Source organism: Pseudomonas sp. R15(2017) (assembly GCF_002112685.1).
Taxonomy (GTDB): domain Bacteria; phylum Pseudomonadota; class Gammaproteobacteria; order Pseudomonadales; family Pseudomonadaceae; genus Aquipseudomonas; species Aquipseudomonas glycinae.
This window is the reverse complement of the sequence record NZ_NEII01000004.1, coordinates 355,362-378,990: the sequence shown is the minus strand read 5'-3', so window position 1 is coordinate 378,990 and position 23,629 is coordinate 355,362. Positions and strand designations below refer to the sequence as shown.

Here is a 23,629-nt window from a genome sequence, read left to right as displayed (position 1 = left end):
CATGCTGGATAGATTGCTGGCCCTGCTTGTTCTGGCGCTCGTCCTCGGCGTTCCGCTGGGGCTGATCTTCCTGGTCACCGGGCAATTTCTGATGGACTTCGTGTTCTTCTACCCGCTGTTCATGTCCGGGTTGTGGATTTCCGGTGGTCTGTATTTCTGGCTGCACTGGGAACGGCACTGGCCGTGGAAGGACGACACCCTGCCGCCACCGCTGGAAGGCGAACCGCTGATTTCGATCCTGATCCCTTGCTACAACGAGGGCGACAACGCCGCCGACACCATCCACGCGGCGCTGGCGCAGCACTACCCGAACATCGAAGTCATCGCGATCAACGACGGCTCCAAGGACAACACCGCCGAAGTGCTGGATGCGCTGGCCAAGGAAGACCCGCGGCTGCGCGTGCTGCACCTGGCGGAAAACCAGGGCAAGGCCGTGGCCCTGCGCATGGGCGCCATCGCGGCGCGCAGCGAATATCTGGTGTGCATCGACGGTGATGCGCTGCTGGCGCCGAATACCGCCGCTTACCTCGTCGCGCCGATGCTCGACAACGCACGACTGGGTGCGGTGACCGGCAACCCACGGATCCGCACGCGTTCAACCTTGGTCGGGCGGGTGCAGGTCGGTGAGTTCTCGTCGATCATCGGGCTGATCAAGCGCACCCAGCGGGTGTTCGGGCGGATCTTCACCGTGTCGGGGGTGATCGTCGCGTTCCGCCGCACGGCGCTGAACCGGGTCGGCTACTGGAGCCCGGACATGATCACCGAAGACATCGACATCAGCTGGAAGCTGCAACTGGATCACTGGAGCATCTTCTACGAGCCCCGTGCCCTGTGCTGGATCCTGATGCCGGAAACCCTGCGCGGTCTGTGGAAGCAGCGCCTGCGCTGGGCCCAGGGCGGTGCCGAGGTGCTGTTCAAGAACATTCGCGGGATCTGGCAGTACCGTCACCGTTACCTGTGGCCGCTGCTGTTCGAATACTGCCTGTCGACCGGCTGGGCGTTCACCTTCCTGTTGTCGGTGATCTTCTGGGCCGTCGGCAAGTTCGTGGTCATGCCTGAGGCGATTGCGGTCGATCACCTGATGCCGCCAGCCTTCACCGGTTTGCTGCTGGCCTTTGTCTGCCTGGTGCAGTTCGCGGTCAGCATCGTCATCGACCGGCGTTATGAGCCGGGCCTGGGCAGGACCATGTTCTGGGTGGTGTGGTATCCGATCGCGTTCTGGCTCGTCAGCCTGCTGACCACGCTGGTCAGTTTCCCCAAAGTCTTGTTCGGCCAACACCAGAAACGTGCGCGCTGGATCAGTCCCGACCGGGGAATCAAGCCGCTCGGGGACGATGAAGAGGAGGTTATCAAATGAAAATCATCCGGACCCGGCAACGACCGTTTCTGGTGCTGCTCGATGCGTTCTTCACCGTGCTGGCGTGGATCGGCCTGCTGTATCTGCTGGTACGCGGTCTGTGGCCGCTGATTGATACTCACGAAGGCGGGCCACGCCTCGACAACTCGGCGTTCGAAGCCCTCGGCACCTTGCAGATTTATCTGTGGGTGGCGGTGGTCAACGCGGTGATCCTGATCGGCTGGGCGCGCTATCAGCAACGCAAGAGCCGAAGCTTCGCCCAGCGCCGGTTGCCCTCCCCGGTGGTCGACGATGAGGGACTGAGCCGCAGCTTCAAACTGAATGACGACCGCTTTCAGAAGCTGCGCGGGCCGGGCGTGATGACCATCCACAACGATCAGGACGGCGATGTCAGTCATGTGGTGCCGCATCTGTGGCCGGCTCAGCCGCAAGAGCTGCCGCCACCGCTGGCGCCGCTGGAGCGTCCTCGGGTGATCTTCCTGGGCGCCGAGGACGACGACAACCGCGAGCCGTTGAACCGGATCACCTGACGGCGCGAATCAGCCGCCAGGCTTCATCCATCGGCAGTGGTTGTTTCATGCGTTCGGCCAGCAGCGCCATCGCCCGCTCCTGCTCACAGGCGATCGCCGCCACCACCACGCCCTTGCTCCCGAACAGCCCGATAAACGGCGGCTGTTCGGGTTCGCCGATAAATTCGACTTCGTCCCACCGCTCGGCGTGACCGAGGTAGTCGTAGTTACGGCCGAAATGCCAGGTCCAGAAATACGGCACATCGAGGTAATGCTCATCGCCACCGAGCAGGTTGGCGGCGGCGATCCGCGCGTGCTGCTGGGCCAGGCGCCAGTGTTCGATACGTTGAGGTTTGCCGTTCAACGGGAAGGTGGCGATATCGCCAATCGCCCACAGGCTCTCGGTGACGCGCAGGCTGGCATCGACCAACAGTGATTGATCGTCCTCGCGCGGCAGATCGCCGAACACTTCGGTGGCCGGGTGCACGCCGATTCCCGCCAACACCAGATCCGCCGACAGGCGCAGGCCATTGTCGAGCAACACCGCCTCGACCTTGCCGTCGCCGGTGATCTCCCTGGCTTCGTGATCAGTGATGAATTTCACGCCGTTTTCTTCATGGAGTGCCCGGATCGCCTTGCCGACGGCTTCACCGAATTGCGCCGCGAACGGAGTTGCGTGACGCGCCAGCACCGTCACCTCGAGACCTTGCTGGCGCAGGGCCGAAGCGCATTCAAGGGCAATGAAGCTGTCACCGATGATCACCGCGCGCTGTCCCGGTTGAGCAGCGTCCATGATGGATTGCGCCTGGGCTTTTGAGCGCAGGACAAACACCTGGGGCAGGTCGGCGCCGGGTAGTTCCAGCGCGTTGGGCGTTGCGCCGGTGGCCAGCACCGCCGCGTCGTAATGCAGTGTGCGGCCATCGCTCAGGTGAAGAGTCTTGGCTTCGGTATCGAGCCCGCTGACCTCGCCTGAAACACGGTTGATGTGCTGCTCGCGGTAAAAGACCTCATCGCGCAGCGGCGGGGTTTCCGCCGCCGGCATTTCCCCGGACAGCACGAATTTGCTCAGCACCGTTCGGTCGTAGCCGGCGTCCGGCTCGCGGTCGATCAGCACGATCCGCCCGCCGAAGCCTTTTTCCCGCAGGGCGGCAGCGCAGGCCGTTCCCCCGGCACCGGCGCCGACGATGACAAAGGTGCGCGGATCGTCCTGCGGCGGGGTGTGCGGATCCGGCAGCGGCTGGTCATCGACCCACACCTCGTCGCCGCGCAGTTCCAGCGGATAGCGCTTGAGGCTGTCCAGTGCCGGAGGCTCGCACAGCGCGCCATCTTCGGCACGAAAAGCTGCCTTGTGCCACGGGCAGATCAGCCGGCCGTGGCACAACGCACCTTCCGCCAACGGCGCGCCGGCGTGCGGGCATTGCCCCTGAAAGGCGCGCAATTGGCCGGCAACGCGTAGCAGAACAATCTTGCAGTCGCCGATCTTTACCTCCAGGCCACGGTCTTCAGGCACATCGGCGAAACGGGCGACACGGTGCAGGGTCATGGTCGTGCTCCTCACAGGCATTTCTCTTACGAGTTTGGGCCGCATTGCGAGGTTCAGCCATTTGCCACTGCCACGGCACGAACGGTACGGCTATAGTTTGCAGGCCGACGAAGGCCCAACTGCACAAGGTGCTCCCGGAATGACCCGATTGACCTCTCTCAACCCTTGGCTGGCGGCCGTTGCCGTCGCCCTTTGCGTGCAGTTTCCGGCGCAGGCCCAGGAGCGTTTCACCCTCAGCATTCCCGGTGTGTCGGATAACCGTCTGTTCACCTCGGCGGCGGCCAGCGATGCGGCCGGTTGCGGCGGCAAGAACCAGTCGCCGGCCCTGAGCTGGAATGCCGGCCCGGCCGGAACCCTGAGCTACGCCATCGTCATGCACGATCCGGACGGCCAGAAAGGTTCGGGTGTCGATCACTGGATTCACTACGGGATCAAGGCCACGACCCGGCAGATTGCGGCCGGTGTCGGCGCCAAATCGGCCCTCGAAGGCGTCGGTGGCACCAACAGCAAAGGCACCACCAGCTACATCGGCCCCTGCCCACCGGTGGGCGACAGCGCGCACCACTACATCATCCAGATCTACGCTCTGGATCTGGCCCCGGACGCCTTGCCCGCCGGCCTGACCCGCGCCCAGCTGATGGAAAAGATCAAAGGCCACGTGCTGCGCAACAGCAGTGCGGTGCGGCGTTATCACCGCTGAAAAAAAATTTCGGCGAGGTTTAACCCGAACTGACAGGGCTGCCCGTCTCAGGGGATGAATGGATCAATTCTTCCCCGAGGTCAGCCCCCATGTCCCTTCCTTCCACGCTTCTGCGCCCCCTTGCTGCCAGTGTGTTGCTGGTGGTTGCCGGTTGCGGTGTTTCTTCCAGCCCGGAAACCACCGTCGCGCCGCCTCCGGCGCAGACCGAGCTGAAATCCTCCGTGCAGTCCGAAGCGATCATGGCCGATAGCGCGATGGCCAAACGCAGTGTACGGGCAGCGCCGATCGCCAGTTTTGCACCGCTGCCGGCCGCTGAAAGTTATCCACAAGGCTATCGCGACGAGCAGCGCGAGCAGTACGCCAACCTGGCCGACAACCCGATCCACAGCGTCGCCGAAACTCCTGTCTCGACCTTCAGTGCCGACGTCGACACCGGCGCCTACGCCAATGTGCGGCGCCTGCTCAATCAGGGTCGACTGCCGCCGGAAGGCGCGGTGCGGCTGGAAGAGATGGTCAATTACTTTCCCTACGATTATGCGCTGCCGAGCGATGGCTCGCCCTTCGGCGTGACGACCGAACTGGCTGCCTCACCGTGGAACCCGCACACCCGCTTGCTGCGTATCGGCATCAAGGCGTCCGACCGCGCGGTGGCGGAACTGGCCCCGGCCAATCTGGTGTTTCTGGTGGATGTGTCCGGCTCGATGGACCGCCGCGAAGGCTTGCCACTGGTCAAAAGCACCCTGAAATTACTGGTCGATCAATTGCGCGAGCAGGATCGGGTATCGCTGGTGGTGTATGCCGGCGAATCCAGAGTGGTGTTGGAGCCGACTTCCGGACGGGAAAAGGCGAAAATTCGCACAGCCATCGAGCGATTGACCGCCGGCGGCTCGACTGCGGGCGCTTCAGGCATCGAACTGGCTTATCAGATGGCGCAACAGGCGTTCATCCCCAAAGGCATCAACCGCATCCTGTTGGCCACCGACGGTGACTTCAATGTCGGCATCAGCGACTTCGACAGTCTGCAACAAATGGCTGTGGATAAACGCAAGACCGGGATTTCCCTGACCACCCTGGGTTTCGGTGTGGATAACTACAATGAACACCTGATGGAACAACTGGCCGATGCCGGTGACGGCAACTACGCCTACATCGACAACCTGCGCGAAGCGCGCAAGGTGCTGGTGGATCAACTCGGTTCGACCCTCGCCGTGGTGGCGAAAAACGTCAAGTTGCAGGTCGAGTTCAACCCGGCGCAGGTCAGCGAGTACCGGCTGCTCGGTTACGAGAACCGCGCGTTGAAGCGTGAGGATTTCAGCAATGACAAGGTCGATGCCGGTGAAATCGGTGCAGGCCATACGGTGACGGCGTTGTATGAAATTGTCCCGACAGGCGAGAAGGGCTGGCTGGAACCGCTGCGTTACGGAAAAACCGATGCAGTGGTTTCCGAGAAGAAAGGAGAATTGGCCATGCTGCGTGTGCGATATCAAAGGCCTGAGGGTGGGAAAAGTCTGCTGATCGAGCGGCCGATTGCCAGTCAGGTTGCACCGGCCAGTGAAGACCTGCGCTTTGCTGCCGCCGTCGCCGCGTTTTCCCAGCAACTCAAGGACGGTCGCTACACCGGCGATTTCAGCCTCAAGGACACCGAAGCCCTGGCCCGCGGTGCCCGTGGCGATGACCGCTTCGGCCTGCGCAACGAGTTCGTGCAGCTGGTGGAACTTGCGCAGAGCCTGCGTACCTCCACTGCCTCCAACGGAATGTCCACTGAGCGACGGATTGAATAGTGAGCCGCCTCAAAGGCTTTATCACACAGCTGTTTGCTTCCGCCGACAGCCTTGAGGCCAGCAGCGACGAATCGCTGCTGGCCCGTTATCGCGAGGGTGACGGCAAGGCGTTCGAGATCCTGTACGCCCGCCATCGGCAGAGTCTTTACCGGTTTCTGCTCGGTTTGAGCGGCAAACCGGAACTGGCCGACGAGGTTTTCCAGGAGACCTGGCTGAGCCTGATCCGCAGTAGCAGTCAGCCACAAGGCCGGGCGACCTTTCGTACGTGGTTGTTCCAGATTGCCCGCAATCGCCTGATTGACCACTGGCGCAAGCACGGAGCCCGACAACCGCTGCATGACAGCTACGACGAGCAATTCCACGCCGTCAGCGACGACGCCTCCGATCCCGAACAACTGCTCAACCTCAGCCGCGACAGCCAGCGCCTGGAGAGCGCCCTGCAATCCTTGCCCGCCGACCAGCGCGAAGTGTTCCTGCTGCGCGCCCACGGCGACCTCGACCTGGCGCAAATCGCCAGCCTCACCGGAACACCGCTGGATACCGTCAAGAGCCGCTTGCGCTACGCCCAGCAAAAACTGCGTCGGCTGCTGGCCGAGGAGGTACTGACATGACGGACGCCCGCCCGACACCCGAAGAGCAATTGCTCAAGCACGTGCGCGAACAGCACAACGCCGAGCCGCCGGCGCATCTCGATGCGCTGATCCTCAACGCCGCCCGTCATGAAACCCCGGCACCACGGCAGAGCCTGTGGCAACGCTGGCTCAAGGCCTGCCAGCAACCGCGCTATCAGGTGGCTTTTGCCAGTCTGGTCGGCATCGCGCTGATGCTGTCGCTGGTGCAACGCGTGCCGGAGCCCGTTGCTCAATACGATTTCGCCCCTGCTGCCAAACCGGCCGCGCCTGTGGTCCGTCAGGAGGCCCGATCATTGTCGGCGCCCGCCGGCGCGCTTTCCGCGCCTGCACCCGCAATGGCTCCCGCGCCAATGGCGGAAATGGCTGCACCGATGCAGAGCGAATCGATCAGCGCCGACACGGCGGACGACGCCAAGGTCAGCAAGCGCGCCGCCGCCCCGGTCAACGGTCTTGACGCGCAACTGCGTGAAGTCCTGCGCCTGCGCGAGTCCGGCCAGTCGCAAGCGGCCGACAGCCTGTTCAACAACTTGCACAAGCGCTATCCGAACGTGAATCTCGATCTGCGACTGGAAAAAATCCGCAAGAACTGACCGTATCAGCCATCCGCCATTTGGCATTGACCCGCAAAAACGCGCACTATCGGGTCATTGCCGATGCGCTGGAGGATGCCGTGGCCCAAAAAATCGACCGCATCGCCCAAATGCTCAACTGCCCGGTGAAGGGGGAGGAACTGCGGCGGGCAGTGACGGAGAGTCGTAAGGAGTTTCTTCTGGCCAAGCAGGCCGAAGAGGATCTGGAGGAAGGCGTTCTCGATGATGAGTTGATCGAGGACGAAGAAGACGATGATGAATATGACGAGTTTGACTGGACGACGGAGTGAGTCGCCAGTCGGCAGCCACAAAAAAGCCCCGGACCATCACAGTCCGGGGCTTTCTCGTTTAAATCAATGGCGCACCAGGCGGGATTCGAACCCACGACCCCTGCCTTCGGAGGGCAGTACTCTATCCAGCTGAGCTACTGGTGCAGCGGGCGACATCATACCTAGGTCGGCTCGGGGCGTCCATGCCGGGTTTTGGTGCGTATTGTCAGTTCGCGTGTCGGTTGAAAAGCACTGCATTCCATAAAGCTGTAACGTCCTGCAAAAGGCTCGCTTGGCGCTTTTGAGAGGCTGTTCTATGGTTTCCCTGCGACCCGAGCTGTTGGTACGTTGATCTGAAATGTTCAGCAATTGCGGCGTTTTTGTTCTTTTTTTCGAACGCCCTATTGTCCTTCAACCCCTTTGAACCTAGGATTCGTTTGAGATTTCAAACGCTCCTTATCCAGGTGCTGAGCCGCACGCGTTTTGAGTCGTGCGCTATTGATGTGCCAGCCCGGTGAATGATTTCCCTGACGGCAGCCTTGCGAGGCGCCTTTCTACAATCATAATTTTGCTCCGCGCCTTGCGCGGTGCTGTTAAGGAAAGCCGACATGCAGCTTAAAGACACCCAGTTGTTCCGCCAGCAAGCCTTCATCGATGGCGCATGGGTCGACGCGGACAACGGTCAGACGATCAAGGTCAACAACCCGGCCACCGGCGAGATTCTGGGCACCGTACCGAAGATGGGCGCTGCCGAAACCCGCCGTGCCATCGAAGCCGCCGACAAGGCGCTGCCGGCCTGGCGTGCACTGACCGCCAAGGAGCGTGCAGGCAAGCTGCGTCGCTGGTTCGAACTGATGATCGAGCACCAGGACGACCTCGCTCGCCTGATGACCCTCGAGCAGGGCAAGCCACTGGCCGAAGCCAAGGGCGAAATCGTTTACGCCGCTTCGTTCATCGAGTGGTTCGCCGAAGAAGCCAAGCGCATCTACGGCGACGTGATTCCGGGCCACCAGCCGGACAAGCGCCTGATCGTGATCAAGCAACCGATCGGCGTTACCGCTGCCATCACCCCGTGGAACTTCCCGGCGGCGATGATCACTCGTAAAGCAGGTCCGGCGCTGGCCGCCGGTTGCACCATGGTGCTCAAGCCTGCTTCGCAAACCCCGTTCTCTGCATTTGCCTTGGCCGAACTGGCCCAGCGCGCCGGCATCCCTAAAGGCGTGTTCAGCGTGGTGTCCGGCAGCGCCGGCGACATCGGCAGCGAGCTGACCAGCAACCCGATCGTGCGCAAACTGTCCTTCACCGGCTCGACCGAAATCGGCCGTCAGCTGATGTCGGAATGCGCCAAGGACATCAAGAAAGTCTCCCTGGAACTGGGCGGCAACGCGCCATTCATCGTGTTCGACGACGCGGACCTGGATAAGGCCGTCGAAGGCGCGATCATTTCCAAGTACCGCAACAACGGCCAGACCTGCGTCTGCGCCAACCGTCTGTACATTCAGGATTCGGTCTACGATGCGTTCGCCGAGAAGCTGAAAGTGGCAGTCGCCAAGCTGAAGATCGGCAACGGTCTGGAAGAAGGCACCACCACGGGTCCGCTGATCGACGAGAAAGCCGTGGCCAAGGTGCAAGAGCATATCGCTGACGCGGTGAGCAAAGGCGCGACCGTTCTGGCCGGTGGCAAGCCGATGGAAGGCAACTTCTTCGAACCGACCATCCTGACCAACGTGCCGAAAGACGCGGCGGTGGCCAAGGAAGAAACTTTCGGTCCGTTGGCGCCGCTGTTCCGCTTCAAAGACGAAGCCGACGTGATCGCGATGTCGAACGACACCGAGTTCGGTCTGGCCTCGTACTTCTACGCTCGCGACCTGGGCCGTGTGTTCCGTGTGGCGGAAGCCCTGGAGTACGGCATGGTCGGCGTCAACACCGGGCTGATCTCCAACGAAGTCGCGCCGTTCGGCGGCATCAAGGCCTCGGGCCTGGGCCGTGAAGGCTCCAAGTACGGCATCGAAGATTACCTGGAAATCAAATACCTCTGCCTGGGCATCTAAGCCTCGGTAGAAGATCGCTGTAAACGCAAAGGGCACGAGAGCGCTGTCCCTTTGCGTCGTTTCAAACCGGAATTTTCTCTGCGGCCGGGAACGCCGTGGCAGTCGATCATCGCATGCTGCCACCGCCGATTCCTCCCGCTTTATCCTTGAACCGCGCCGCCCGATGAGCGGCGAATGAGGACTGTAATGAGCAAGACTAACGCTGAACTGATGGCCCGTCGTACCGCAGCTGTTCCACGGGGTGTTGGCCAGATTCACCCGATCTTCGCCGAGTCCGCGAAGAACGCGACCGTAACCGACGTTGAAGGGCGTGAATTCATCGACTTCGCTGGCGGTATCGCTGTACTGAACACCGGCCACGTGCACCCGAAAATCATCGCCGCCGTGACCGAGCAGCTGAACAAGCTGACTCACACCTGCTTCCAGGTTCTGGCTTATGAGCCGTACGTTGAGCTGTGCGAGAAAATCAACGCTCGCGTACCGGGCGACTTCGCCAAGAAAACCCTGCTGGTGACCACCGGTTCCGAAGCCGTTGAAAACGCCGTGAAGATCGCTCGTGCTGCCACTGGCCGCGCTGGCGTGATCGCCTTCACCGGCGCTTACCACGGTCGCACCATGATGACCCTGGGCCTGACCGGTAAAGTCGTGCCTTACTCGGCCGGCATGGGCCTGATGCCAGGCGGCATCTTCCGCGCGCTGTACCCGAACGAACTGCACGGCGTGAGCATCGACGACTCGATCGCTTCCATCGAACGCATCTTCAAGAACGACGCAGAGCCGAAAGACATCGCCGCGATCATCATCGAGCCTGTGCAGGGTGAAGGTGGTTTCTACGTCGCACCGAAAGAATTCATGAAGCGCCTGCGCGCTCTTTGCGACCAGCACGGCATTCTGCTGATCGCTGACGAAGTGCAGACCGGCGCTGGCCGTACCGGCACCTTCTTCGCCATGGAACAGATGGGCGTTGCTGCCGACCTGACCACCTTCGCCAAATCCATCGCTGGCGGCTTCCCGCTGGCCGGTGTGTGCGGCAAGGCCGAATACATGGACGCCATCGCGCCAGGCGGCCTGGGCGGCACCTACGCCGGTAGCCCGATCGCTTGCGCCGCGGCCCTGGCCGTGATGGAAGTGTTCGAAGAAGAAAAACTGCTGGACCGCTGCAAGGCTGTCGGCGAGCGTCTGGTCACCGGCCTGAAAGCCATCCAGGCCAAGTACCCGGTGATCGGTGAAGTCCGTGCCCTGGGCGCGATGATTGCCGTCGAGCTGTTCGAAAACGGCGACAGCCACAAGCCAAACCCGACCGCCGTCGCGGCTGTCGTGGCCAAGGCGCGTGACAAGGGCCTGATCCTGCTGTCCTGCGGCACCTACGGCAACGTGCTGCGCGTCCTGGTACCGCTGACCTCGCCGGACGAGCAACTGGACAAAGGTCTGGCGATCATCGAAGAGTGCTTCTCGGAGCTGTAATCCGTAGCACCGTGTGATCGGATCGACAAAAAACCCGCTTCGGCGGGTTTTTTCATGCCCGGGAAACACCTGCGCGGTTTTCAGGTTGTACCGAAACGCCAGCATTGGCTAAGGTTCAAGCATTGCAAGGGAGGGCGAGCATGACGGCCGTCGATTTACCCGCTGTACCGAGAGTCCTGATTGCCGAGGCCGACCCGTGGTCTCGTGACCTGCTCAAACAAGTGTTGCTGAATGTGCGCTGCGATGCGCGGCTGGACTTGTGCGCCGATGGCCAGGAGGCAATGACGCTGCTCAGCGAAGTGCCCTATGACCTGGCGATCGTCGACTGGGAGTTGCCGGGCGTCGATGGCTTGAGCGTGTTGCGCAGCGTCCGCCAGCGCAAACGCAATCCGCCGCTGCCCTTCATTCTGATGAGCAGCCGCAACGACAGCGCCAGCGTGCGCGAAGCCTTGCCGCTGGCGCCGACCGCCTACCTGGCCAAACCCCTGAACATGGAAAGCCTGACCGAGCGTTTGCAGGGGCTGCTGCTGAACGCCGGCGAAGAAGTGTTCTGTGAAGTACCCGCACTGGCGCCGGGCATGACGCTGTCGGTATTCCTCGAACGTCGCCGCGAGCAGGCCGACGGCGCACCGCTGATGACTGACGTGCAGGTGGCGGTCAAACGCAGCCTCAACCCCAACGGCCTGGACCTGAAGCTGCTGGAAGAGGAAATCCGCACCGATCCGCAGATCACCGCCGTGTTGATCGCCGCCGCCAACAGCGCCGCTCAGCATCATGGCGCGCCAGTGCAGACTCTGGCGCAGGCGCTGCATCGACTGGGCACCGGGCAGAGCATGAACCTGATTCTTGGCCTGGCACTCAAGCGCAGTGCCCGACTCAGCGACCCGTGTCTGGCCGACTACGCCGAGCGCTATTGGGGCCTGTCACTGCACACCGCCGAGTACGCCCGCACCTTGGCGCGGCTGCTCGATCTGGATCAGGAGCGCTGCTACTGCGCCGGCATGCTCCATCGCCTCGGCGATCTGGCGTTGCTGCGTTGTCTGCAGGAATGGAAGCAGGCCGGCGGCGAGTTGGACGAGCTGGAGGAAGTCGGCGATGCGCTGGCCGAATTCGGTGCGGCCTATGGTTCGGCGTTGCGTACTCGCTGGCGTCTGCCGCTGGAGTTGCGCGAGCTGATTGCCTCGGTCTACCAGCTCGGGGGCGGGGTGTACTCCCGCGAGGCGCTGGTGATGAACATGGCGGCGCAAATGGCCCGTCTGACCGAGCATGAAGGCGTCGAGGAGCTGGCCAAGAGCCGTACAGCGCGGTTGCTCAAGATCGGCTTGCCGGAGCTGATGCGGATGCGCAAGTAACCAGTGGGAGCGGGCTTGCCCGCGATGGCGTCGGCAATGCCAATAATTTTATTGAATGCTGCTGGCCTCATCGTCGGATCGCCGCCCGGACCAAGCCCGCTCCCACAGGGTTGTGTGTCGAGTCGAAAATCCGGGTTCAGGCGGAAATGATCCGGTTCTTGCCCTGCCGCTTGGCCTCGTACATTGCCGCGTCCGCACGGGCGAACAGGGTGTCGAGGCTTTCGTCTTCCGGGGTGAGGCTGGTCAGGCCCTGGCTGACGGTGATGCCGAACGTTTGTTCACCGTAATTGAAACTCAGCCGCTGAATTTCCCGTTGCAGCCGCTCGGCCACCTGCATGGCCATGTCCGGCGCACAGCCCGGGAAAACCGCAGCAAACTCTTCACCGCCAATCCGCCCGAACAGGTCGCCCCGGCGTAATGAGGCACGACCGCATTCGGCGATCCGTTGCAGCACGTTGTCGCCTTCGGGGTGGCCGTAGGTGTCGTTGATCACTTTGAAGTCATCGATGTCCAGCAGCAGGAACGCCATTTGCGCGCCTTGCAGGCGGGCTTGTTCAAATTCCCGGTGGGCGCATTCGAAGAAGTGCCGGCGATTGCTGCTCTGGGTCAGCACGTCGGTGGTGGCCAGGCGTTGCAGCTCGGTTTCCATTTGCTTCTTGTCGGTGATGTCTTCGGCGATGCCGACGATGATCACCGGTTGCCCCGGTTCGTCCTGACGGTTGATGAAGCACTTGTCGCTGATCCAGCGTACCTGGCCGTCGGCGGCGATGATCCGGTATTCGCGGTCTTCCACAGCGCCTTTGTGCAGCACTTCGGCGAGGCTGCGTTCGGCGTATTCCAGATCGTCCGGGTAGATGCTGTCGCGCCACTGGTTGTAGTCGGCCAACAGCAGGGCGGCGGAGCGGCCGAAGATCCGCTCGTAAGCAGGGCTGACGTAAAGCACCTGCCGGGTTTCCCAGTTGAAGGCCCAAAGCACGGCATTGACGCTGACCAGCAGCGAGCTGAACAGCTGCTCGCGTTCGCTCAGGCGGGCGACTTCGCCCTGGGCATGCATCAATGCCATCAGGGTTTGCGCGGCCTCGGGCCACTGGGGAGGGGATGATTGATTTTGATTGTTGTTGACCATCGACACGAATCTCAAAGGGCGTGTCGATCTATCGACAACGGCCACGGGAAAACCCGCCGGGGGTGGCGAAGTGTCTTTGAGATAGGGGATCGAGGGTGAAGTTCCGAAGGGTGCGCCCGGGAACCGGGCGCACCGATCAACGGCACTCAGGCGGCGACAGGGCGCAGCGAGTAGGTTTTCAACTGGTTGGCGAATTCACGCAGGGACTGGATGCCGCTGGCCTCGGCCTCGTGGACCCATTCCTTGATGGCGGCGAGCATGTCGTGGCCATTCGCGCTGGTCTTGACCCAGATCTGCTGCAGGGCCAGGCGTTTCTCGTAGATTACCTTCAGCGCCTGGCTGTGCTCGAGCATGTTCTGGATGCGCGCGTGGTGGCGATCTTCCAGCAGACTGGTTTCCCGCGAGAGCAGGCGTTTGGCCCGGTGGAACTGGTGGCGTACCGAATGATCGACCTTGGCCAGTTCCTGCTTGACCAGCGGGCCGATCACCAGCTTGCGGTACTGGGCCATGATCTGGAAGCGGTTGTTGAGGATCGCCATGGCGGTGTCCATGTCCAGGCTGCCCTTGCCTTCGACGCGGTGGGCGATCGGGGCGACACGCTGGACCTTGGCCAGACGCAGGAAGCTGAAGATCTGGATCCACGCCCAGCCGAGGTCGAACTCCCACTTCTTGACCGACAGCTTGGCCGAGTTGGGGTAGGTGTGATGGTTGTTGTGCAGTTCTTCGCCGCCGATCAGGATGCCCCATGGCACCAGATTGGTCGCCGCGTCGCGGCATTCGAAGTTGCGGTAGCCGACGGCATGCCCGAGGCCGTTGACCACACCGGCCGCCCAGACCGGGATCCACATCATCTGGATCGCCCAGATGGTGATGCCGATGGTGCCGAACAGCAGCAGATCGACGACCGCCATGATCGCCACGCCCAGCAACCGGTAGCGGCTGTAAAGGTTGCGCTCGATCCAGTCTTCGGGGCAGTTCTTGCCGTAGATGCGCAGGGTTTCCGGGTTCTGTGCTTCTTCGCGGTACAGCTCTGCGCCTTTGCGCAGGACGGTGGACAGACCCTTGACGACCGGACTGTGCGGGTCGTCTTCGGTTTCGCATTTGGCGTGGTGTTTGCGGTGGATGGCAGTCCACTCGCGGGTGTTCTGCGCCGTGGTCAGCCACAGCCAGAAACGGAAGAAATGCTTCAGGCCGGCATTCAGCTCCAGGGAGCGATGGGCCGAGTAGCGGTGCAAGTAGACCGTGACGGCAACGATCGTCACGTGGGTCATCACCAGGGTGACGGCGACCAGCGACCAGGCCGACAAGCCAAGAAAACCTTCGTACCACATAGGCTATAGGGCCCTCGATAAAGAAAAAACAGCCGTTGCATTATCACCAAGCACACAGATAAAACCAGTCGCCCTTTCAGATAAGAGATGGCTGGATGTTTCTTGACCTATAATCCCGACATTTTTGTAGGGACATGGACGGCCGAATGTCTGCCACATACCGCGATGCTTTGCGTGCAGCGCTGCTTTACCTGGTCCTTGCCGTGGTCTGGCTGCAAGGCACTGGTTATTTATTGAACAGTTTCTTCGATAGCTCTGACGAGTTGCTGCGCTGGCAACTGATCAACGGCTACCTGTTCGTAGCGCTCAGCGCCGGGTTGATCTTCCTGGCCCGGGCGCGGTTGTTTGAGTGCCTGGGGATCGGTGCCCGCTTGCGTGAGCGCCAGGCGGATCGCGAACGCCTGCGTCAGGCCGCTGCGGTATTCGATTGCACCCGCGAAGGCGTGCTGGTCACGGACCGGCAGGGGCTGATCGTGCACGTCAATCGCGCGTTCATGGAAATCACCGGTTATCAGCGTGACGAAGTGATAGGTCAGCAGCCCAGCCTGTTCAAGTCCGGGCACCATCCGCCGGGGTTCTATCAGGCGATGTTCGCTTCTTTACAGGCGCGGGACGAATGGAGCGGCGAGATCTGGAACCGGCGCAAGAGTGGTGAAATCTACCCGCAATGGCAGACGATCCGGGTCATTCGTGACGATGACAACCGGCTCAGCCATTACGTCGCGGTGTTTTCCGACATCAGCGCAATCAAGGATTCCGAACACGAACTCAAGCACCTGGCCCACCACGATCCGCTGACCGACCTGCCCAACCGTCTGCTGTTCAGCGACCGCGCCGAACAGGCGCTGGCATCGGCGCAGACCCACAAGCGCGGCTGCGCGCTGCTGATGATCGATCTGGACCATTTCAAACTGATCAACGACAGCCTTGGCCACACTATCGGTGACCGTTTGCTCAAGGCGGTCGCCGCGCGTTTGCAGGCGTTGTTCGGGCCGGGCATCACCCTGGCGCGGCTGGGCGGCGATGAGTTCGCGGTCCTGCTGGAAAGTTGTCCACAACCGGCGCAGGCGGCAGCATTGGCTCAGCGCATTCTCGATGCGCTTAAAGAGCCGTTCTGCCTCGACGGCCATGAACTGTTCATCAACGCCAGCCTCGGCATCAGTCTGTTTCCCAGCGATGCGCTGAGCGCCGAACAACTGTTGCGCAACGCCGATGCGGCGCTGTTCAAGGCCAAAAGCAGCGGTCGCAACGGTTACGCGCTGTACACCGAAGAGCTTACGGCCCACGCCCAGCAGCGGGTCGAAATCGCCTTCGAATTACGTCGCGCGCTGGAGCAGCAGGAACTGCGGGTCTACTACCAACCGGTGCACGACCTGCAAACCAGTCGCCTGATCGGCGTCGAGGCGCTGGTGCGCTGGGAGCATCCGCAGCGAGGCCTGGTGTCGCCGGCGGAGTTCATCCCGATTGCCGAGCGCACCGGGCTGATCTCGGAAATCGACGCCTGGGTCATGCAGCAGGCCTGTCGGCAGATGTGCCAATGGCAGCAAGCCGGGGTGGTGCTGTCGTTTGTCGCGGTCAACGTGTCCTCGCGGTTGTTTGCCCGCCGCGAGTTGTATCAGCAGGTGGCGCAGGTGCTGCACGACACCGGCCTGGATCCGGCCTATCTGGAACTGGAGGTCACCGAAAGCGCGGTGATGGACGATCCGGAAGTCGCGCTGGAACAAATGCATCGTCTGCGCGAGCTGGGGATACGTCTGGCCATCGATGACTTCGGCACCGGGTATTCGTCGCTGCTGCGGCTCAAACGCCTGCCGGTGCAGAAGCTCAAGATCGACCAGGGTTTTGTTGCCGGACTGCCGTGGGACGAGGACGATGCGGCGATTGTCCGGGTGATCATCGCCCTGGCGCGCAGCATGGGCATGCAGGTGCATGCCGAGGGCATCGAGCAGGTGGAACAGGCGGCGTTCCTGCTGGGCCAGGCCTGTGATCTGGGGCAAGGCTACTGGTTTGGGCGGCCGGTTCCGGAAGCGCAAATCGACTGGAACCGGGCGCCCTTGATCGGTTGATGGCCGCGTAGGGCGGGTTTGTCAGTGAGCAAATCCGCCGCAAACCCTTGCTGCATCACATAATGTTTTCCAGTTATATAAACATTCTTAAATAGTCTTTTTAAGAATATCCGCGCCTCTCTTATATTGCTCCCACGCCGAACGCAGTGCCGCCCACTGCCAGGCATATCCCATACAAAGGAGCAGCACCATGAGCGCATCCCTGCGTAGCGTTGACGGTCAGGACGAAAGCACCATCTTGCGCGAAATCCAGAGCGCCTTGCGCGACCTGCGTTTCGGCGCGGTGGAAATCACTGTGCATAACGCCCAAGTGGTCCAGATCGAACGCAAAGAGAAATTCCGTCTGCAGCAACCGGGTAACAAACCGGCCTGATTCGTAGTCTGCGGCAGCTCCTGCGGGGAGCTGTTGGCAGAAGCTGCCACAGGCTGCGGTCGTTGAACGAGCAACCCGATTCCAGCAATCCATAAGAAAAAGCCACCACCAAGAATTCCAGGAGCTTTCACCATGTCGTCGATTCGCCGTTACGCTTTGGCCGCCCTGACCAGTGCTGTGTTTGCCGGTTCCGCGGTTGCCAAGGATTACGAACTGCTCAACGTGTCGTATGACCCGACGCGCGAGCTGTATCAGGATTACAACGCCGAGTTCGTGAAGTACTGGCAGTCGGAGCACGCCGGCGACACCGTGAAGATCCAGCAATCCCACGGCGGTTCGGGCAAGCAGGGCCGCGCGGTGATCGACGGTCTGCGCGCCGACGTCGTGACCCTGGCCCTGGCCGGCGACATCGACGAAATTGCCAAACTCGGCAAGACCCTGCCGGCCGACTGGCAGAAGCGTCTGCCGGACGCCAGCACTCCTTACACCTCGACCATCGTGTTCCTGGTGCGCAAGGGCAACCCGAAAGGCATCAAGGACTGGGGCGATCTGATCAAGAATGACGTCTCGGTGATCACCCCGAACCCGAAAACCTCCGGCGGTGCGCGCTGGAACTTCCTCGCCGCGTGGGCCTACGGCCTGAAAGCCAATGGCGGCAACGAAGCCAAAGCCAAGGAATACGTACAAACCCTGTTCAAACATGTACCGGTTCTGGACACCGGCGCCCGTGGCTCGACCATCACCTTCGTCAACAACGGTCAGGGTGACGTGTTGCTGGCCTGGGAAAACGAAGCCTTCCTGGCGCTGAAAGAAGACGGCGGCAAAGACAAGTTCGACATCGTCGTGCCTTCGCTGTCGATCCTTGCCGAACCACCGGTGGCCGTGGTCGACAAGAACGCCGAGAAGAAGGGCAACGAGCAGATCGCCGAAGCCTACCTCAAGCACCTGTACAGCCCGGCCGGCCAGGAAATCGCAGCGAAGAATTTCTACCGTCCGCGTGACAAGGACGTGGCGGCGAAGTACGCCCAGCAATTCCCTAAACTGGAGCTGGTGACCATCGACAAGGACTTCGGCGGCTGGAAAACCGCGCAGCCGAAATTCTTCAACGACGGAGGCGTGTTCGACCAGATCTATCAGGCGCAGTAATCTGAAATAGGTCATAAACGAGCCCCGATTTAACCGTCGGGGCTTTGCGCGTTCTCAAACCAAGGACTTTTATGTCGCGTCGTATCTCCCCCGTCATACCCGGCTTCGGGCTGACGCTGGGCTACACCTTGGTGTACCTCAGCCTGATTGTGCTTATCCCGCTGGCGGCGATGTTCGTCCACGCCGCCCAACTCACCTGGGATCAGTTCTGGACGATCATCTCCGCGCCCCGCGTGCTCGCAGCACTGAAGCTGAGCTTCGGCACTGCGCTGTGCGCCGCGATCATCAACGGCATCATCGGCACGTTGCTGGCCTGGGTGCTGGTGCGCTACACGTTCCCGGGGCGCAAGGTGATCGACGCGATGATCGATCTGCCGTTCGCCTTGCCGACCGCCGTGGCCGGTATTGCCCTGACGGCGCTGTATACGCCGACCGGGCTGGTCGGGCAGTTCGCCGCCGACCTCGGTTTCAAGATCGCCTACACCCCGCTCGGGATCACCCTGGCACTGACCTTCGTGACCCTGCCGTTCGTGGTGCGCACGGTGCAGCCGGTGCTGGCCGACATCCCGCGTGAAGTCGAAGAAGCGGCGGCATGCCTGGGTGCCAAACCGTTGCAGGTGTTCCGTCACATTCTGCTGCCGGCGCTGTTGCCGGCCTGGCTGACCGGTTTTGCCCTGGCGTTTGCCCGGGGCGTTGGCGAGTACGGTTCGGTGATTTTCATCGCCGGCAACATGCCGATGAAAACCGAGATCCTGCCGCTGCTGATCATGGTCAAGCTCGACCAGTACGATTACACCGGCGCTACCTCCATCGGCGTGTTGATGCTGGTGGTTTCCTTCGTCCTGTTGCTGCTGATCAACTTGCTGCAGCGGCGCATCGAAACCCCATAAGGAGGCGCGAACCATGTCCCAATCGTCTATTGCGGCCGCGTCCTCGGCCAACGCCGCCCGCCGTGGCAGCGCCACTTCGCGGCGGATCCTGATCGGCCTCGGCTGGTTGATTTTCTTCCTGTTTCTGCTGCTGCCGCTGTTCATCGTGGTGTCGCAGGGATTGAAGAACGGCCTCGGCGCATTCTTCACTGCGATCTTTGAACCGGATGCCTTGTCGGCGCTGAAACTCACCGTGATTGCGGTGCTGGTGTCGGTGCCGCTGAACCTGGTGTTCGGTGTCAGCGCCGCGTGGTGCGTGAGCAAATACTCGTTCCGCGGCAAGAGCATGCTGGTGACGCTGATCGACCTGCCGTTTTCGGTATCGCCGGTGATCGCCGGTCTGGTCTACGTGTTGATGTTCGGCGCCCAGGGCCTGTTCGGGCCGTGGCTACAGGATCACGACATCCAGATCGTCTTCGCCCTGCCGGGCATCGTGCTGGCGACGATCTTCGTCACCGTGCCATTTGTGGCCCGTGAGCTGATCCCGCTGATGCAGGAACAAGGCACTCAGGAAGAGGAAGCCGCGCGCCTGCTCGGCGCCAATGGCTGGCAGATGTTCTGGCACGTGACCGTCCCCAACATCAAATGGGGTCTGATCTATGGCGTGGTGCTGTGTACCGCGCGGGCCATGGGTGAGTTCGGTGCGGTGTCGGTGGTCTCCGGGCACATTCGCGGGGTGACCAACACCTTGCCGCTGCACGTCGAGATCCTCTACAACGAATACAACCACGTGGCCGCGTTCGCCGTGGCGAGCCTGTTGCTGATCCTGGCGCTCTTCATCCTGCTGCTCAAGCAGTGGAGCGAAAACCGTATCAACCGCCTGCGCGCCAGCGCCGCGGAGGAATAATTCATGTCGATCGAAGTGCGTAACGTCAGCAAGAATTTCAATGCGTTCAAGGCGCTGGACAACATCAGCCTGGACATCCACAGCGGTGAACTGGTGGCATTGCTCGGCCCGTCCGGGTGCGGCAAGACCACCCTGCTGCGCATCATTGCCGGCCTGGAAACCCCGGATAACGGCAACATCGTGTTCCACGGCGAAGACGTGTCCGGCCACGACGTGCGGGATCGCAACGTCGGTTTCGTGTTCCAGCACTACGCGCTGTTCCGCCACATGACGGTGTTCGACAACGTCGCGTTCGGCCTGCGCATGAAGCCGAAAAACCAGCGCCCGACTGAAAGCCAGATCGCGACCAAGGTTCACGAGCTGCTGAACATGGTGCAACTGGACTGGCTGTCGGATCGTTATCCGGAGCAACTGTCCGGCGGCCAGCGTCAGCGGATCGCCCTGGCCCGCGCTTTGGCGGTAGAGCCGAAAGTGCTGCTGCTCGACGAGCCGTTCGGCGCCCTCGACGCCAAGGTGCGTAAGGAGCTGCGCCGCTGGCTGGCGCGCCTGCACGAAGACATCAACCTGACCTCGGTGTTCGTGACCCACGACCAGGAAGAGGCGATGGAAGTGGCCGATCGCATCGTGGTGATGAACAAGGGTGTGATCGAGCAGATCGGCTCACCGGGCGACGTCTACGAAAATCCGGCCAGCGATTTCGTCTATCACTTCCTCGGCGATTCGAACCGCCTGCATCTGGGCGATGACAATCACGTGCTGTTCCGCCCGCACGAAGTGTCGCTGTCGCGGCATGAGCTGGAGGATCACCACGCCGCTGAAGTACGTGACATCCGACCGTTGGGCGCGACCACGCGGGTGACGTTGAAGGTAGAGGGGCAGACTGATCTGATCGAGGCGGAAGTGGTGAAAGACCACGACAGCCTGACCGGGTTGGCGAAGGGTGAGACGTTGTTCTTCAAGCCGAAGGTCTGGCAGAAAGTCGCCAACGTTTGATCTCGCTCGTTCCCACGCTCAGCGTGGGAACGCCGCTATGGACGCTCCCCGTCCACTGTGACGCAGAGCGTCACGGAATGCATTCCCACGCAGAGCGTGGGAACGAGCGAATCAGCCTGTGGTTCAGACAGTCGCGCGATTTGGATTGACCCGCACCACACCCGCCCGCGCCTCGATCTGCTCTTTCAGCTCCTGGCGCATCCCGAGCAGGAACGCCAGTTCGGCCACCACAAACAGCGGCCCGACAATCAACCCGCTCAAGTCATCCACAAACGCCGGTTTGCGCCCTTCATAGTGGTGCCCGACAAACTGGATCACCCAGCCGATCACAAACATCGCAAGACCGCTGCTGAGCCAGACCATGGTGCTCAGCTGCGCCAATACATGCCCGGCCCAGACCGACAACCCCATCAACACGGTCATCAACACCCCGAGCTTCAGCTCCAGGCGCAGGTAAAACCACGCCGACGCAAGGGCGGCAATCACCGCCGGGGAAATCCACAATCCACCCACCGACCATTCCGGCCGCGACAACAGCACGGCCACCGCCACCACAATCAGCGGAATCCCGATAAAGTGGCTGGCGATGTTGCGCGGGTCACGGTGGTAAGCGGCGTATTGACTCAAATGATCGACGAGGCTTTTCATTGTTGTTCCTCCTGTAGGGTGATCGAATCATGCCCCGGGTTCACGGCTCGCTCTGTCAGGCAGGCGACAATCTTTAGGAGAACGCATGGATAAGGTCTGGCGCGAGCGCCTCCTGACCGGGCAATGGTTCAGTCATCTGCCTTCGTCCTTTCAGGATAGTCTGCTGGCGGCGGCCAGGGAGCGGCGGCTGTCGGCGGGGCAGAGGTTGTTTCAGCGCGGTGATGCGCCGTGCGGGTTGTACGCGGTGCTCGATGGTGCGGTGCGTATCGGCGCGGTCAGCGAGCAGGGCAAGGAGGCGTTGCTGAGCCTGGTGGAAGCGCCGCACTGGTTCGGCGAAATCTGCCTGTTCGACAGCCAGCCCCGCACCCACGATGCCTACGCGGTCGGGCCTTGCACCTTGCTGAACATTCCCCAGGCCACGCTGCTGAAAATGCTCGACGAGCAACCCGTCTACTGGCGGCATCTCGCTCTGTTGATGAGCCACAAACTGCGCCTGACCTTCATCAATCTCGAACAGCTGAGCCTGCTGCCGGCCCCGGCGCGTCTGGCTCATCGCTTGCTGATGATCGCCGAAGGCTACGGCGAACTCGATCCGCCACGCCGCGTGCTGCAACTGCCCCAGGAACAGCTGGCGTCGATGCTGTCGCTGTCGCGGCAGACCACCAACCAGATCCTCAAGGAGTTGCAGGGGCAGGGGATTATCGGACTGAGTTATGGCGAGATCGAAATCCTCGACGCTGTGCGATTGCGCGCGCTCGCCACACTTTAGTGCTCAACACTGTCCCTGTGGGAGCGGGCTTGCCCGCGATTGAGGTCGGTCAGTTGTCTTCTATGTTGACTGACACGACGCCATCGCGGGCAAGCCCGCTCCCACAGGGGAATTGTACGTGGCCTACGAACCGCGATAGGTAGAGAAACCATACGGGCTGAGCAGCAACGGAATGTGATAGTGCTGATCCGTCTGCTTCACTTTAAAGATCACCGGAATCTCCGGAAAAAACGTCTCGTGCTTGGTCTTCTCGAAGTACTCGCCGGTCTTGAATACCACCCGATATTCACCCGCCTCGAACGGTTTGTTCGCCGGGAACAGGTCGGCGATCCGCCCCTGTTCATTGGTGGTGCCTTGCGCCAGCGGCTGCCAGTCCTGGCCGACATGGCGCTCCAGGGTCACGTTGATGCCCGGCGACGGCAGGCCGTTTTCCAGATTGAGTACGTGTACGCTCAGCGGGTTGCCGGCGGCCAGCGCCAGGCTCGAAAAAGCGCTCAGGCCAAGCGCGGTGAAAGTCATGCGCAGTGGGGTCATGGTGATGCTCCTGGGTTCAAGTACGGATGATGGACAGGCCGACGATTTCTGCGGCCTTGGTTGCGCAGCTTTCGTCCTGTTCACCGCCACCGGAACCGGCCACGCCCATGGCGCCGACCAGTTCTTTCCCGGCAAACAAAGGGAGGCCACCGCCGAGCAACAGCAACTCGTCCAGCGTGTTGAGGTTGGCGGTTTCCGGGTTGTTGCGGGCGCGCTCGGCGAACAATCGAGTCGGGGTTTTCGTCGATAGCGCGGTGTAGGCCTTGCGTTGGCTGGCGGCGGTGTTGTGCGGGCCGATACCGTCGCCACGCAAGGTCACCAGCAGATTGCCGCCACGGTCGAGCACCGACACCGTGGCGGTGCAGTTTTCCAGCGCCGCGTCGGCCAGCAGCCGCGCGGTTTTCAGATCGAGATCGGCGTGACGGGGCAGGTCGGGCGCAGCAAACGCAGCGCTGCTGAGGCCGATTGTCAGGCTGGCAATCAAGTATTTGACGGTCATGGGCAGGCTCCAAAAGCGAAGGCCATCACCTTATCCGCCGGTCCCCGTCGAAACCTCGTCAGTCGGATTACAAGTTTGTAATGGGCAATGTCGCCGAAGGGGCCTAGCCTGTGACTCTGA

23 protein-coding genes and 1 tRNA gene are annotated in these 23,629 nt (G+C 61.7%); 17 read left to right on the top strand and 7 right to left on the bottom strand.

The features are described from left to right. The first annotated feature begins 1 nt into the window (after position 1). A complete protein-coding gene (gene pgaC / locus CAF77_RS11455; RefSeq protein ID WP_064382684.1) occupies positions 2-1,357 on the top strand; it encodes a poly-beta-1,6-N-acetyl-D-glucosamine synthase in 1,356 nt (451 codons plus the stop codon). Beyond that, entirely contained in the window at positions 1,354-1,887 is a 534-nt protein-coding gene (gene pgaD, locus CAF77_RS11450) for a poly-beta-1,6-N-acetyl-D-glucosamine biosynthesis protein PgaD (RefSeq protein ID WP_064382685.1), read from the top strand. The genes pgaC and pgaD overlap by 4 nt, the downstream gene beginning before the upstream one ends. Here the strand turns inward: pgaD and CAF77_RS11445 are convergent. Beyond that, the gene (locus CAF77_RS11445; RefSeq protein WP_064382686.1) at positions 1,880-3,409 is read right to left on the bottom strand and encodes an FAD-dependent oxidoreductase; all 1,530 of its coding nucleotides are present in this window, start codon (positions 3,407-3,409) and stop codon (positions 1,880-1,882) included. The genes pgaD and CAF77_RS11445 overlap by 8 nt on opposite strands. Positions 3,410-3,548: 139 nt before the next feature. Between CAF77_RS11445 and CAF77_RS11440 the strand changes: the two genes are divergently transcribed. The 5 genes from CAF77_RS11440 (at position 3,549) to CAF77_RS11420 (ending at position 7,402) form a co-directional block, all read left to right on the top strand. Further along, on the top strand, positions 3,549-4,109 hold the full coding sequence (locus CAF77_RS11440; RefSeq protein WP_064382687.1) for a YbhB/YbcL family Raf kinase inhibitor-like protein: 561 nt from the start codon (positions 3,549-3,551) through the stop codon (positions 4,107-4,109). An 89-nt stretch (positions 4,110-4,198) separates the two neighbouring features. Further along, positions 4,199-5,890 carry a VWA domain-containing protein gene (locus tag CAF77_RS11435; RefSeq protein WP_085654494.1) on the top strand — a complete coding sequence of 564 codons (1,692 nt, stop codon included), beginning with the start codon at positions 4,199-4,201 and terminating at the stop codon, positions 5,888-5,890. Positions 5,891-5,919: 29 nt separating this feature from the next. After that, positions 5,920-6,501, top strand: a complete 582-nt coding sequence (locus CAF77_RS11430; RefSeq protein ID WP_223290703.1) for an RNA polymerase sigma factor — start codon at positions 5,920-5,922, stop codon at positions 6,499-6,501. After that, on the top strand, positions 6,498-7,112 hold the full coding sequence (locus CAF77_RS11425; protein ID WP_064382690.1) for a hypothetical protein: 615 nt from the start codon (positions 6,498-6,500) through the stop codon (positions 7,110-7,112). The genes CAF77_RS11430 and CAF77_RS11425 overlap by 4 nt, the downstream gene beginning before the upstream one ends. A gap of 20 nt (positions 7,113-7,132) precedes the next feature. Then, the gene (locus CAF77_RS11420; RefSeq protein ID WP_223290656.1) at positions 7,133-7,402 is read left to right on the top strand and encodes a hypothetical protein; all 270 of its coding nucleotides are present in this window, start codon (positions 7,133-7,135) and stop codon (positions 7,400-7,402) included. Positions 7,403-7,469: 67 nt separating this feature from the next. Here CAF77_RS11420 and CAF77_RS11415 read toward each other — a convergent pair. Then, positions 7,470-7,546: transfer RNA gene (locus CAF77_RS11415), tRNA-Arg, on the bottom strand. A gap of 443 nt (positions 7,547-7,989) precedes the next feature. Between CAF77_RS11415 and gabD the strand changes: the two genes are divergently transcribed. From gabD to CAF77_RS11400, 3 genes are all read left to right on the top strand, one after another. Next, entirely contained in the window at positions 7,990-9,432 is a 1,443-nt protein-coding gene (gene gabD, locus CAF77_RS11410) for an NADP-dependent succinate-semialdehyde dehydrogenase (RefSeq protein ID WP_064382691.1), read from the top strand. A 186-nt stretch (positions 9,433-9,618) separates the two neighbouring features. Beyond that, on the top strand, positions 9,619-10,896 hold the full coding sequence (gabT, locus tag CAF77_RS11405) for a 4-aminobutyrate--2-oxoglutarate transaminase (protein ID WP_007957613.1): 1,278 nt from the start codon (positions 9,619-9,621) through the stop codon (positions 10,894-10,896). A 140-nt stretch (positions 10,897-11,036) separates the two neighbouring features. Beyond that, positions 11,037-12,248 carry a response regulator gene (locus CAF77_RS11400; RefSeq protein WP_011331900.1) on the top strand — a complete coding sequence of 404 codons (1,212 nt, stop codon included), beginning with the start codon at positions 11,037-11,039 and terminating at the stop codon, positions 12,246-12,248. A gap of 136 nt (positions 12,249-12,384) precedes the next feature. Here CAF77_RS11400 and CAF77_RS11395 read toward each other — a convergent pair whose 3' ends face one another. Both CAF77_RS11395 and desA read right to left on the bottom strand, forming a co-directional pair. Then, complete coding sequence (locus CAF77_RS11395; RefSeq protein WP_085654492.1) at positions 12,385-13,374, bottom strand: sensor domain-containing diguanylate cyclase; 990 nt, start codon at positions 13,372-13,374, stop codon at positions 12,385-12,387. Between the two features lie 146 nt (positions 13,375-13,520). Further along, positions 13,521-14,705, bottom strand: a complete 1,185-nt coding sequence (gene desA, locus CAF77_RS11390; RefSeq protein WP_064382693.1) for a delta-9 fatty acid desaturase DesA — start codon at positions 14,703-14,705, stop codon at positions 13,521-13,523. 146 nt (positions 14,706-14,851) lie between these two features. On the opposite strand from desA, the gene dibA reads away from it, so the two are divergent. The 6 genes from dibA (at position 14,852) to CAF77_RS11360 (ending at position 21,059) form a co-directional block, all read left to right on the top strand. Then, entirely contained in the window at positions 14,852-16,771 is a 1,920-nt protein-coding gene (dibA, locus tag CAF77_RS11385; RefSeq protein WP_064382694.1) for a phosphodiesterase DibA, read from the top strand. Between the two features lie 190 nt (positions 16,772-16,961). After that, positions 16,962-17,144: a sulfur starvation response protein OscA gene (oscA, locus tag CAF77_RS11380; protein ID WP_007952821.1), complete on the top strand. Its 183-nt coding sequence runs from the start codon at positions 16,962-16,964 to the stop codon at positions 17,142-17,144. Positions 17,145-17,276: 132 nt separating this feature from the next. Continuing rightward, positions 17,277-18,290, top strand: coding sequence for a sulfate ABC transporter substrate-binding protein (locus CAF77_RS11375; protein WP_064382695.1), 1,014 nt, complete (start codon positions 17,277-17,279; stop codon positions 18,288-18,290). Between the two features lie 71 nt (positions 18,291-18,361). Beyond that, positions 18,362-19,180: a sulfate ABC transporter permease subunit CysT gene (gene cysT, locus CAF77_RS11370; RefSeq protein ID WP_007952818.1), complete on the top strand. Its 819-nt coding sequence runs from the start codon at positions 18,362-18,364 to the stop codon at positions 19,178-19,180. A 13-nt stretch (positions 19,181-19,193) separates the two neighbouring features. Then, positions 19,194-20,066 carry a sulfate ABC transporter permease subunit CysW gene (gene cysW, locus CAF77_RS11365; protein ID WP_011331905.1) on the top strand — a complete coding sequence of 291 codons (873 nt, stop codon included), beginning with the start codon at positions 19,194-19,196 and terminating at the stop codon, positions 20,064-20,066. Between the two features lie 3 nt (positions 20,067-20,069). Further along, complete coding sequence (locus CAF77_RS11360) at positions 20,070-21,059, top strand: sulfate/molybdate ABC transporter ATP-binding protein (protein WP_064382696.1); 990 nt, start codon at positions 20,070-20,072, stop codon at positions 21,057-21,059. 123 nt (positions 21,060-21,182) lie between these two features. Here the strand turns inward: CAF77_RS11360 and CAF77_RS11355 are convergent, their stop codons facing one another. Next, positions 21,183-21,707, bottom strand: a complete 525-nt coding sequence (locus tag CAF77_RS11355) for a DUF962 domain-containing protein (RefSeq protein WP_064382697.1) — start codon at positions 21,705-21,707, stop codon at positions 21,183-21,185. Positions 21,708-21,792: 85 nt separating this feature from the next. Here CAF77_RS11355 and CAF77_RS11350 point away from each other — a divergent pair, with 85 nt between their 5' ends. Further along, the gene (locus CAF77_RS11350) at positions 21,793-22,476 is read left to right on the top strand and encodes a Crp/Fnr family transcriptional regulator (protein ID WP_064382698.1); all 684 of its coding nucleotides are present in this window, start codon (positions 21,793-21,795) and stop codon (positions 22,474-22,476) included. 123 nt (positions 22,477-22,599) lie between these two features. Here the strand turns inward: CAF77_RS11350 and uraH are convergent, their stop codons facing one another. Together uraH and CAF77_RS11340 are read right to left on the bottom strand one after the other, a co-directional pair. Next, positions 22,600-23,010, bottom strand: a complete 411-nt coding sequence (gene uraH, locus CAF77_RS11345) for a hydroxyisourate hydrolase (protein WP_064382699.1) — start codon at positions 23,008-23,010, stop codon at positions 22,600-22,602. Positions 23,011-23,026: 16 nt separating this feature from the next. Further along, positions 23,027-23,509, bottom strand: a complete 483-nt coding sequence (locus CAF77_RS11340) for a heme-binding protein (protein WP_064382700.1) — start codon at positions 23,507-23,509, stop codon at positions 23,027-23,029. Between the last annotated feature and the right edge of the window lie 120 nt (positions 23,510-23,629).